We start from the raw sequence: 13,374 nt of genomic DNA, 5'->3' as shown, positions 1-13,374 counted from the left end.
GCGTGCAAGAGTTAATCGAGTCGGTAGGACAACTTTCGGCTAAGCAAAGAAAGGCTCTGGCGGTTCTGCTCAAGCAGAAAGGCGTCAACCTCTTTGACATTGCCCCGGTTTTCAAGCGCACGGCTGAAGAGCCGTTGCTGCTGTCCTACGCTCAGCAGCGCCAGTGGTTCCTGTGGCAGTGGGCACCGCACAGCGCGGCCTACAACATTCCGACGGCCCTGCGCTTGCAGGGGCCGCTGGATGTGCCGGCACTGGAACGCAGCATTGCGGCGCTGATCGAGCGCCACGAAACCTTGCGCACGGTGTTCTCTCAAGACAGCGCGCAACCCTTGCAAGTGGTCCTGCCCGCAGGACCTTTTACCCTCGATATTCACAACCTGAGCGCTGATCTGGCGAATGACCCGGAGCACTCGATCGAGGCTTTTGTTCAGATCCAGAGCCAGAAGACTTTCGATCTGCAGCACGGCCCGTTGCTGCGTGCCGCGCTGCTGCAGGTCAACCCCGCTGAGCATGTGCTGGTGCTGACCCTGCACCACATCGTTTCCGATGGCTGGTCGCTGCAAGTGATGATCGAGGAACTGGTGCAGCTCTATGCCGGTTTCAACCTCGGTCACGACGCCGGTCTGCCGGCGCTGCCGATTCAATACGCCGATTACGCCTTGTGGCAGCGCCACTGGATGGAGGCCGGTGAGCAGGAGCGGCAACTGGCCTACTGGCAGGCAAAACTCGGCGGCGAACAACCGGTGCTGGAACTGCCGCTGGATCGCCCACGCGCGGTCGATCAAAGCTTTGCCGGCGCCAGCCATAACCTGATTCTCGACCCGGCGCTGAGCAGTGCCCTCAAGGATTTTGCCCGGCAGGAAAACGTCACCCTGTTCGTGTTGCTGCTGGCCTCGTTTCAGGCTTTGCTGCATCGCTACAGCGGGCAGAGCGATATCCGTGTCGGCGTGCCGGTGGCCAACCGTGGCCGGGTAGAAATCGAGCGCCTGATCGGTTTCTTCGTCAACACCCAGGTGCTCAAGGCGGACATCGACGCAGAGCTGCCGTTTGTCGAGCTGCTGCGTCAGGTCAAACAGACGGCGCAGGAGGCGCAAGCGCATCAGGACTTGCCGTTTGAGCAACTGGTCGAAGCGCTGGAACCGGGCCGCAGCCTCAGCCACAGCCCGCTGTTCCAGGTCATGTTCAACCACCAGGCCGAGCGCCGCGCGAGCGTCGCGACACGCCTGAACGGCCTGAACATCGAACCGCTGGAATGGCAGAGCCAGACCGCGCAGTTCGACCTGACCCTCAACACCACCGAACAGGCCCACGGTATCGAAGCCGTGCTCAAGTACGCTACTGACCTGTTCGACGCAGCGACCATCGAGCGCCTGGCGCAACACTGGATTGCGCTGTTGCAAGCGATCGTTGCCGAGCCGAGCCAGCGCATCGGCCAGTTGCCGATGCTCGACGCCGGCCAGCAGCAACAGCTGTTGGCGCAATGGAATCCGCCGCTGATCGAACAACCGCTGATGCCGTGTATCCAGCAAGCCATCGAGGCCCAGGCCGAGCGGCATGCCGATACGGTGGCGGTGAGCTTTGCCGGGCAATGCCTGACTTACGCCGAACTCAATCACCGCGCCAACCAGTGGGCACATACGCTGATCGAGCAGGGCGTCGGCCCGGACGTGCGCGTCGGCGTTGCGGTCGAGCGTTCGCTGGACATGATCGTCGCCATTGTCGCGGTGCTGAAGGCCGGCGGTGCCTATGTGCCGCTGGACCCAAGCTACCCGGATGACCGCCTGAGCTTCATGATCGACGACAGCGGCATCCAGTTGCTGCTGACCCAAGGCCATTTGCTCGGGCAATTGCCGCTGCCGCCGGGGCTGCTGTGCCTCGAACTGGATCACGCGCCGGAACACGGCATCGCCGGCAACCCGCCTTGCCTGACCACACCGGACAATCTGGCCTACGTCATCTACACCTCCGGCTCTACCGGCAAACCCAAGGGCGCGTTGCTGGCGCACGGCAACGTGATGCGCCTGTTCAGCGCCACCGAGCACTGGTTCGATTTCGGCCCGCAGGACAGCTGGACGCTGTTCCATTCCTACGCGTTCGACTTTTCGGTGTGGGAGATTTTCGGCGCGCTGTTGTATGGCGGCAAACTGGTGGTGGTGCCACACGATGTCAGCCGTTCGCCGGAGGATTTCTACACACTGCTGTGTGATGAAAATGTCACGGTGTTGAACCAGACGCCGTCGGCATTCAAGCCGCTGATGCAGGTCGCCTGCGAATCGAGCCGCAGCAACGCCCTGCGTTACGTGGTGTTCGGCGGCGAGGCTTTGGAAGTACAGAATCTGCGGCCGTGGTTTGAGCGGTTTGGCGACCGCGCGCCGACGCTGATCAACATGTACGGCATCACCGAAACCACCGTGCACGTGACTTACCGACCGTTGTCGCTGGCCGATCTGCACAGCCACCACAGCAGCCCGATCGGCGCGCCGATTGTCGACCTGTCGTGGTACTTGCTCGACAGTTCGCTGAATCTGGTGCCGCAAGGCTGCATCGGTGAGTTGTACATCGCCGGTGCCGGTCTGGCCCGTGGTTATCTGAATCAGCCCGGCATGAGCGCCACCCGCTTCGTGCCCGACCCGTTCAACCGCAAGGCCGGCCAGCGTCTGTACCGTACCGGCGACCTCGCACGGCTGCGCGGCGACGGGGTGATCGAGTACATCGGCCGTATCGACCACCAAGTGAAGATCCGTGGTTTCCGCATCGAGCTCGGTGAAATCGAAGCGCAACTGCTCAAGCATCCACAGGTGCGCGAAGCGGTGGTGCTGGCGGTGGACGGCCTCAGTGGACAGCAACTGGCGAGCTGGGTCGTGCCGGTCGAGACATTGAACGCGGACGAGCAGGGCGCGCTGCGCGATTCGGTCAAGGCGCACCTGCGCGAAACCCTGCCCGATTACATGGTTCCGGTCAGTTGGGCGTTCCTCGAACGACTGCCGCTGACCGCCAACGGCAAACTCGATCGCAAGCAACTGCCGCCGCCGGATGTTGCCCAGGTGCAAGAGGCTTACGCAGCACCGCGCAGTGAACTGGAACAGCGTCTGGCCGAGATCTGGCAAGACGTGCTCAAGGTCGAACGTGTCGGCCTGCACGACAACTTTTTCGAGCTGGGCGGCGACTCGATCATCTCGATTCAAGTGGTCAGCCGGGCGCGGCAGGCCGGCATTCGCTTTACGCCCAAGGACATTTTTCAGCACCAGACCGTGCAGCGTCTGGCCACTGTCGCGCAGCAGAGCGACGCCGTGCAAACGCAGCAGGGCGAGGTGCTTGGCGACGCGCCGCTGACGCCGATCCAGCAGTATTTTTTCCACAGCGACATCCCCGCGCGGCATCACTGGAACCAGTCGATTCTGCTAACCCCGGCGAAAACCCTGCAAGCAGCCGCGCTGCAACAGGCCCTGGCGCAGGTGCAAAAACAGCATGACGCCTTGCGTCTGCGTTATCGACAAACCGAGCAGGGCTGGCAGCAAAGCCACGGTGCGGCGGATCAGCCACCAGCGTTATTGCGCACTTTCACGCTGGACGACAGCGCCGCATTGCCAGCGCTGTGCCTGGACCTGCAACGCAGCCTCGACCTGCAAAACGGCCCGCTGATCCGCGCGGCGCTGGTCGAATTGCCGGACGCCAGTCAGCGGCTGTTGCTGGTGATTCATCACCTGGTGGTCGACGGCGTGTCGTGGCGCATCCTGCTGGAAGATCTGCAAAGCGCCTATCAGCAGATCAGCAGCGGGCAGAGCGTGCATCTGCCGGCCAAAACCAGTGCGTTCAAGGACTGGGGCTCGCGCCTGCAAGAACATGCGCGCAGTGCCGCGCTGGAAAGCGAGTTGGTCTATTGGCGCGAGCAGTTGCGCGACGCGCCGCCAGGTTTGCCGCTGGATAATCCGCAAGGCCAGTTGAACAACCGCTTCGAACGCAGCGTCGACACGCGGCTGGATGCCGAGCGTACCCGCCAATTACTGCAACAGGCCCCGGCGATCTATCGCACGCAGGTCAACGACCTGCTGCTGACCGCACTGGCGCGGGTGTTGTGTGAGTGGACCGCCAGCGACAGTGCGCTGGTGCAACTGGAAGGTCATGGCCGCGAAGACCTCTTCGATGACATCGATTTGAGCCGCACCGTGGGCTGGTTCACCAGCATGTTCCCGGTACGCCTGACGCCAAACGCCAGCCTGGAAAGCTCGATCAAAGGCATCAAGGAGCAACTGCGCGCGATCCCCAACAAGGGCATCGGCTTCGGCTTGCTGCGTTATCTCGGTACCGCCGAAGCACAAGCAGCGCTGCGTGAACTGGCGCAACCGCAAGTGACGTTCAACTACCTCGGCCAGTTCGATAACAACTTCGATGAAGACGCCCTGTGGCGGCCGGCCACCGAGGACAAGGGCGCCGGTCAGGACGCAAACGCGCCGATGGCTAACTGGCTGACCATCGATGGCCGGGTTTATCAGGGCCAGTTGAGCCTGACCTGGACTTACAGCAGCGATGTCTTCGACGAGGCGACCATCGCCGCGCTGGCCCGTGCCTACGAAGTGGCACTGAGTGAATTGATCGACCACTGCCTCAGCCATGCGGGCGGCTTGACGCCGTCCGACGTGCCGCTGGCCGGTTTGTCCCAGGTGCATCTGGACAGCCTGCCGATCGCCGCCCAGCGCATCGAGGATATTTATCCGCTGGCGCCGATGCAGCAAGGCATTCTGTTCCACAGCCTGTACGACGCGGACGCCAGCGCCTACGTCTATCAGATGCTGCTGGACATCGACGGCCTTGACGTTGCGCGGTTCCAGCAAGCCTGGCAGCGCGTGGTCGATCGCCATGAAGTGCTGCGCGCCGGTTTCATTTGGGGGCGTGATGGCCTCGATGCACCGTTGCAAGTGATCAACCGCCAACTGACTCTGGAAATGCCGGAAATCGATGTGCGCGATGTCGCTGATCTGCCGGCAGTGCTCGAAGCACGCGCGCAGGCCGACCGCGAACGTGGCTTCGATCTGCACAATCCGCCGCTGTTGCGCCTGTGCCTGCTGCGCACTGCCGACGACCGCCATCGGTTGATTTTCACCTGCCACCACATCCTCATGGATGGCTGGAGCAACTCGCGGATGTTCGGCGAAGTGCTGCAGGATTACGCCGGCCAGCCGGTGCCGAGCGCGCAGGGCCGCTATCGGGATTTTCTGCTCTGGCTGCAGGGCCAGGACAAGGCGGCCGCGCAGGACTTCTGGCGCGGGCAACTGGCCGAACTCGACGAGCCGACCCGACTGGCCTCGGCCTGCCACGGACGCACTGTGCCGGGGCCGGGCAAACAGATGCATCGTCTGCATTTCGACGAAGCATTGACCCAGCGTCTGAACAGCTTCTCCCGTCAGCAACAGGTGACCCTCAACAGCCTGGTGCAGGCGGCGTGGCTGCTGGTGTTGCAGCGCTACACCGGGCAGGCCACCGTTGCGTTTGGCGCCACGGTTTCCGGGCGGCCGGTGGATTTGCCGGGCATCGAAGAACAGTTAGGGCTGTTCATCAACACTCTGCCGGTGATCGCCAGCCCGCAGGCCACCCTCAGCGTCGGCGATTGGGTGCGCAGCGTGCAGGACAAGAACCTGCTGTTGCGCGACTACGAACAGACGCCGTTGCAGGACATTCAGCGCCTGGCGGCGTTGAGTGGCGAAGCGTTGTTCGACACCTTGCTGGTGTTCGAGAACTACCCGGTGTCCGATGCGTTGGAGGCCAATCCGGGCGGGCTGCGCTTTTCCGGTCTGGAGCATCGCGAGCAGACCAACTACGGTCTGACCCTGATCGCTGGCGCCAGCGAGGTGCTCAAGCTCGATTTCAACTACCTCACCGAGCACTTTGCCGAACGCAGCGTGCTCGGCCTGGCGACGCATTTGCGCGAAGTGCTGGAGCAATTTATCGAGGCGCCGCAGCGGGCCCTCGGCGAGATCGGCCTGCTGCCGCTGGCCGAGCGTCAGACGCTGGCGCAGTGGAACGACAATCACGCGGCTTATCCGGCCGAGCGGTTGATCTCGCAGAGCTTTGAAGCACGGGTCGCGGCGCATCCGCATGCACTGGCGCTGAGTCATGCCGGCGTGGCTATGAGTTATGGCGAACTGAACCGGCGGGCGAATCAGCTGGCGCGGCATTTGTTGACGCTGGGTGTCACCGCCGAAGTGCGCGTCGGCGTCGCGATGCCGCGTTCGGCGGAACTGGTGATCGCCCTGATGGCAGTGCTCAAGGCCGGTGGCACCTACGTGCCGCTGGACCCGGACTACCCGGCCGACCGCGTGGCCTACATGCTCGATGACAGCCAGGCGAAAGTCCTGCTGACCCAGCAAGCGTTGCTGGCGCAACTGCCGTCCACTGAAGCCCAAGTGGTGCTGGTCGAGGCCGGTGGCGAGGCGTTTGCCGCGCAGGCACCGGACAACCTGCCGGCGCGGGCCGACTCGGCCAATCTGGCCTACGTGATCTACACCTCCGGTTCCACCGGCAAACCGAAAGGCGTGGCCATTGCCCACCGCAACGTGCAGGCGCTGATTCACTGGTCCGCCGAGGTCTACCGCGAGGACGATCTAGAAGGCGTGCTGGCCTCGACGTCGGTGTGCTTCGACCTGTCGGTGTGGGAGATCTTCGTCACCCTGGCGCGTGGCGGATCCATCGTCATGGCGCGCAATGCCCTTGAGCTGCCGGACCTGCCCGAGCGTGCTCAGGTGCGCCTGATCAACACCGTGCCGTCGGCAATTGCTGCGTTGCAACGCATCGGCCAGATCCCGCCGGGCGTACGCATCATCAATCTGGCCGGCGAGCCGCTCAAGCAGGCGCTGGTCGACACCTTGTACCGAGAGACTTCGGTTGCCCACGTTTACGACCTGTACGGGCCCTCCGAAGACACCACGTATTCGACCTGGACCCGCCGCGAACTCGGTGGCCGGGCCAATATCGGCCGGCCGTTGCGCAACACCACCGCGTACCTGCTCGATGAGCAGTTGCAGGCTGCGCCGCTTAACGTTGCGGCTGAGCTGTATCTGGCCGGTGAGGGCATCACGCGTGGCTATCTGTTGCGCCCGGGCCTGACGGCCGAGCGTTTCGTGCCCAACCCGTTGGCGAGCAACGGCGAGCGCATGTACCGCACTGGCGACCTGACGCGTTTCACCGATGACGGCCGTATCGAATACGTCGGCCGCATCGACCATCAGGTCAAGGTGCGCGGCTTGCGTATCGAACTGGGCGAAATCGAAGCGCGTCTGCTGGCCCAGGCCAGCGTGCGCGAAGGCGTGGTGTTGGCGGTCGACGGCGTTGGCGGCCAGCAACTGCTGGCTTATGTGGTACCGGCCGAGGCCTATCAAAGCCCCGCGCAACTGGACGTGCTGAGTGCTGAGTTGCAAGCCGCGCTCAAGGCGCATCTGCCGGACTACATGGTGCCGGCGCAGTGGCTGTTCCTCGAACAATTGCCCCTGACACCCAACGGCAAACTTGATCGCAAGGCTTTGCCGGCACCGGATGCCAGCCAGGCACAACGCGATTACGTCGCGCCGTCGACGCCGCTGGAGCAGCAGCTGGCCGAGGTCTGGCAGGACATTCTGAAGATCGAGCAGGTCGGCGTGACCGACAATTTCTTCGCCCTTGGCGGTGATTCGATCATCTCGATCCAGTTGGTCAGCCGCGCGCGTCAGCAAGGCATTTGCTTCACGCCCAAAGACCTGTTCCAGCAGCAGACGGTGCAGAAACTGGCCGCAGTGGTTTCGCTTGAAGACGCGCAATCTGCCAGCGCTGCCGACTACCCGTTGGCGCAGCTGGATCAGGCGCAGCTCGACGCCTTGCCGGTACCCGCGCAGCTGATTGAAGACGTCTACCCGCTGTCGCCGATGCAGGAAGGCATGCTTTTCCATACGCTGTCGGATAACGGCAGCAGCCTTTATGTGCAACAGGTCAGCCTGCCGATCAAGGGCCTCGACGTTGAGCGTTTCCGCCGGGCCTGGGAATTCATCATTGTGCGTCAGGCGATCCTGCGCACCAGTTTCCATTGGCAGGATGGGCTGGCCAAACCGCTGCAGGTGGTGCATCGCCATGCGCCGTTGCAGATGCAGGTGCTCGATTGGCGTGGCCAGGACTGCAGCGAGGCGGCGATTGCCGAATTCGCCAGCGCCGACCGCGCGCTGGGCTTCGACCTGGCCGAAGCGCGATTGCAGCGGGTGACCCTGCTGCAGCTGGGCGACGAGCAGTACCAGATGATCTGGACCAGCCATCACATTCTGATGGACGGCTGGAGCAGCTCGCGGCTGTTCGGCGAGGTCTTGCAGTACTACTCCACAGGCCAGGTGACTGGCGAAAACGGCCGCTATCGCGATTTCATCGCCTGGTTGCAGGCGCAGGATCAGGATGCGCAAGAGCTGTTCTGGAAGGCGCGTCTGGCGGTGGTCAACGAACCGACTGCGCTGAGCCAGGCGATGCACCCGCGCCACAGCGCCGAGGTTACGGGTCACGATGCGCTCTATTCGAACTGGGACAAGGCGCAAACCGCGCGCCTGCTGGAGTTCTGCCGCGACTTGCGCATCACCCCCAACACGCTGATCCAGGGCGCATGGTTGCTGCTATTGCAGCGCTACACCGGCCAGCAGACGGTGACCTTCGGCGCCACCGTGTCGGGGCGTCCGGAAAGCCTGCCGAATGTCGGCAACATGCTCGGCCTGTTCATCAACACCCTGCCGATCATTCAGACCCCGCAGGCCGATCAGCGTCTGGCCGACTGGCTGGGTGAGGTGCAGGCCTACAACCTCGACATCCGCGATTACTCCCAGGCACCGCTGGCCGATGTACAGCGCTGGTCGAACCTCGGTGGTCAGGCGCTGTTCGACAGCATCGTGGTGTTCGAAAACTTCCCGATCGACGAGCGCCTGCAGGAAGAAACCGACACCGGGCTGACCTTCGGCAAATCCATCGGCCACGGCGTGACCAACGTGCCGATGGACCTTGCGGTGATGCTCGGCGATGAGTTGTCGATCGAGTACCTGTACCTGCGCAGCCACTTCAGCGCCGAAGCGGTAGAAGGCATTCGCCTGACTCTGGAAAACACCCTCGCGGCGATGATGGCCGCGCCGTATGAGCGGCTGGGCAATCTGCAGCGTCTATCCGCCGAACAATGGCACGCGGCGCAGGCCTGGAGCGCCGAGCCGGCGCACCGCCACGCGCCGCCGCTGTTGCCGCAGCTGATCAGCCGTCATGCGCAACAGCAACCCGACGCGATCGCAGTGCAATGCGCGGGCGAGAGCCTGAGCTACGCAGAGCTGGAGCGGCAGGCCAATCGACTCGCGCAGTGCCTGATCGCCCACGGTGCCGGGCCGGAAGTAGTGATCGGCGTGGCGTTGCCGCGCTCGCTGGAAATGCTGGTGAGTTTCCTCGCCGTGCTCAAGAGCGGTGCGGCGTACGTACCGCTGGACATCGATTACCCGCCCGAGCGCTTGGCGTACATGATCGAAGATTCGCGCATGGCCCTGCTGCTGACGCAAACCAGCCTGCGCGCGACGTTACCGGCGCCGCATGGCGTGCTGCGCCTGGAAATCGATCAGCTCGATCGCAGCCGTTACAGCGATGCCGCCCCGATCTGCGATGTTCACGAGCAGAGCCTGGCCTATCTGGTTTACACCTCTGGTTCCACCGGGCGGCCGAAGGGCGTGGCCGTCACCCAAGGCCCGCTGAGCATGCACTGCCAGGCCATCGCCGAGCTGTACGAAATGGACGCGAGCAGTTGTGAGTTGCACTTTATGTCGTTCGCCTTCGATGGTGCCCACGAACGCTGGCTGAGTACCTTGTACAGCGGCGGTCGGCTGGTGATTCGCGACGGATGCCTGTGGACGCCGGAGCAGACTTATCAGGCCCTGCATGATTACGGTGTGACCATCGCCTGCTTCCCGCCGGCCTATCTCAAGCAACTGGCCGAGTACGCGGCAGCCAGCGGCATTGCGCCGCCGCCGGTGCGCATCTACTGCTTCGGTGGCGATGCGGTGCCGGAGCAAACCTTCGAGCAGGTCAAAGCCGCGTTGCGTCCGCAATGCTTCACCAACGGCTACGGTCCGACCGAAACCGTGGTCACGCCGATGCTCTGGAAAGTCGCCGTCAGCCAGCAGTGCGAAGCGGCGTACGCGCCGATCGGCCGCGCGGTCGGTGCGCGTTCGCTGTACGTGCTGGACGACGATCTGAATCCGCTGCCGCCGGGTTTTGCCGGTGAGTTGTACATCGGCGGTTACGGTGTCGCTCGCGGTTACTACGGGCGCCCCGATCTGACCGGCGAGCGCTTCGTGCCCAACCCGTTTGCCCCTGGCGAGCGCCTGTACCGCAGCGGCGACCTGGTGCGTCGTCGCGCGGACGGCGTAGTGGATTACGTCGGGCGCATCGACCATCAGGTCAAGGTGCGTGGCTTCCGCATCGAGCTGGGCGAAGTCGAGGCCAGCCTGCGTCAGTTGCCGGCGGTCAGCGATGCGCTGGTGATTGCCCGCGACAACGCTTCGGGCAAGCAACTGATCGGTTACGTGGTCACCGCCAGCGGTGAAGAAATTGGTGATGAACTCAAGGCCGGGCTGCGCGCTTCGCTCCCTGAATACATGGTGCCGGCGCAGATCGTCTGCCTCAGCGCGTTCCCGGTCACGCCCAACGGCAAACTCGATCGCAAGGCCCTGCCGGAACCGCAATTCAAAAGCGACGAATATGTTGCCCCGCGTACCGAACAGGAAAGTTTGCTGGCGGAAATCTGGGCGCAGGTGTTGCAGGTCGAGCAGGTCGGTATCAGCGATAACTTCTTCGAACTGGGCGGCGATTCGATCCTCAGCCTGCAAGTGATCTCGCGGGTGCGAAACCATCCGACCCTGCAGATGGAGCTGAAGCTGCGCGATCTGATGCGCTATCAAACCATCGCCGGCATTCTCGAGCAGCAAGTGGCGAAGGAGGGCGCCGGGCAAGCGCTGCCGGACCTGACTCAGGTTGCCGCAGAGGGCGCGTTCAATCTGCTGCCGATTCAGCAATGGTTCTTCGCCGAAGGCATGGTCGAGGCGCATCACTACAACCAGTCGTTGCTGCTCAGCGCACGTCAGTCGCTGGATCTCGATGCACTGGAACAAGCGCTGGGCTTGATCGAACAACATCACGATTCGCTGCGCCTGCGTTTTTCCAACGACGGCGGGCGCTGGTTGCAGCGCTATAGCACCAGCGCCTCCGACGAGGCTGTGCTGTGGCGCCGTGAAGCGCAAAGCAGCGAAGAGGTCGAAGCCTTGGCCAACCTCGCGCAGCGCAGCCTCAAGCTCGATGACGGGCCGGTCTGGCGGGTCATGCATGTGGCCTTGCCGGATGGTCAGGCGCGGTTGCTGGTGGTGATTCATCACCTGGTGGTCGACACCGTGTCGTGGCGGATTCTGCTCGACGACCTGAAAGTCGCTTATGAGGCGTGCGTGCAGGGGCTGGCGCCGCAGCTGCCGATTCGCACCACCAGTTACCGTTCGTTTGCCGAGGCATTGCAGGCGCAGGCCCCGGTGATTGCCGAGCAGGAATTGAGCTATTGGCTGGAGCAACTGGATCAGCCCGGCGTTGATCTGCCGTGCGACAACCCGCGCGGCAAGAACCTTGTGCGGCAACAGGCGCAGGCACGGCTCAAGCTGTCCCGCGAGCACACCGAACAACTGCTCAAACAGGCCCCGGCGGTGTACGGCACGCAGATCAACGACCTGCTGCTGTCGGCGCTCAGCCGCGCCCTGTGCCGCTGGAGCCAGCAACCGTCGGCGCTGATCCTGCTTGAAGGGCACGGGCGCGAAGACCTCTTCGAATCGATCGACCTGAGCCGCAGCCTCGGCTGGTTCACCAGCATGTTCCCGGTGCGTTTGCGCCCGGACGGCGACGACATCGGCCAGTCGATCATCGATGTGCAGGCGCAACTGGCGGGCGTACCGCAGAAGGGCATCGGTTACGGCGTGCTGCGTCATCTGGCCGGGCCGGAAATCTCCGCGCAACTGGCCGCATTGCCGCAGGCACGGGTGACGTTCAACTACCTCGGGCAGTTCGACCAGAGCTTCGATGAACAGGCGTTGCTGGTGCCGGCACTGGAAGAGACCGGCGACAACTACAGCCTCAAGGCGAATCTGGGCAACTGGCTGGAAATCGTCGGCCAAGTCTATGACGGGCAACTGGCGTTGCGCTGCATCTACAGCAGCCAGCGTTACCGCGCCGGCACCATGGATGCGCTGATGAGCGATTACCAGCGTGAACTTGAAGCGTTGATCGAACATTGCATGGCGCGGGTGGGTTGATCACCCGGCCTTTTGCGCGGGCGCTGCCCAGGCGCGCCCGTCTTATTGCGGATACAAGGATTTTTATCGATGTCGTTACACCCTGATCTGGAAGCTTTCCTCGACCTCGCTCAAGACAGCCAGGACGCCGGCCTGCCGGCCATGCACCAACTGACCCCGAGCGAGGCCCGCGCCACCTTCGAACAGACCACCGCGCAACTGCGCTGGCCGGCGCCGCAGGATCTTGAAGTCACCAAGATCGAAACACAGGCCCGTGACGGTGCGGCGCTGGCGTTACGTTTGTATCGGCCCAACGGTATTGAGTCGCCGCTGCCGGTGCTGGTGTATTTCCACGGTGGCGGGTTTGTGGTTGGCAGTCTGGATTCCCACGACGACGTCTGCCGCGAGTTTTGCCAGCGCACGCCGTGTGCGGTGCTCTCGGTCGGTTATCGGCTGGCGCCGGAACATCGCTTCCCGACGGCGCTGGAGGATGGCGAAGACGCTTTGTCGTGGCTGGCCGAACAGGCTGCGAGCCTCGGCCTGGATGGTTCGCGCGTTGCGTTTGGTGGTGACAGCGCGGGTGCCACGTTGGCGACGGTGCTGGCGATTCAGGCTGTGCGGCAGCCGCACACGGTGGCTATCGCGCCGAAGGCGCAGTTGTTGTGTTATCCAGTGACGGATGCTTCGCGGGTGCATGATTCGCGGCTGTTGTTTGGCGAGGGTTATTTGCTCGAGAACGACACGCTGGAGTGGTTTTATCAGCACTATGCGCGAGGGCCGGAGGATTATCTGGATTGGCGTTTTTCGCCGTTGCTGGCGGAGGATTTGCGTGGGGTGGCGCCGGCTATTGTGGTATTGGCCGGGTTTGATCCGTTGCTGGATGAGGGGCAGGCTTATGTTGACAGGCTGCGCGGGCAGGGGGTGGCGGTCGAGGTCGAGGTTTGTGCCGGGTTGACTCATGATTTGTTGCGGTTGGGGGCGGTGGTGCCTGGGGTTCTGGAGGTTTATTTGCGGGTTGGTGGGGCGCTTGCGCGGGCTTTTGAGGTTGGGTGAATATCCGTTGCTTTGGTAGCGGCTG

At 63.4% G+C, this 13,374-nt stretch carries 2 protein-coding genes; both read left to right on the top strand.

All coding sequences use genetic code 11. The features are described 5' to 3' along the window. The first annotated feature begins 2 nt into the window (after positions 1 to 2). Positions 3 to 12,317: a non-ribosomal peptide synthetase gene (locus tag CXF97_RS19800; RefSeq protein ID WP_101160109.1), complete on the top strand. Its 12,315-nt coding sequence runs from the start codon at positions 3 to 5 to the stop codon at positions 12,315 to 12,317. A 69-nt stretch (positions 12,318 to 12,386) separates the two neighbouring features. Beyond that, entirely contained in the window at positions 12,387 to 13,349 is a 963-nt protein-coding gene (locus CXF97_RS19795; RefSeq protein WP_101160107.1) for an alpha/beta hydrolase, read from the top strand. The last annotated feature ends 25 nt before the right edge of the window (positions 13,350 to 13,374 follow it).

Origin of the sequence: Pseudomonas sp. Choline-02u-1, assembly GCF_002836515.1 — a bacterium.
Taxonomy (GTDB): Bacteria; Pseudomonadota; Gammaproteobacteria; order Pseudomonadales; family Pseudomonadaceae; genus Aquipseudomonas.
The sequence above is the reverse complement of the archived record's forward strand: the minus strand, read 5'-3'. Positions and strand labels throughout refer to the sequence as shown.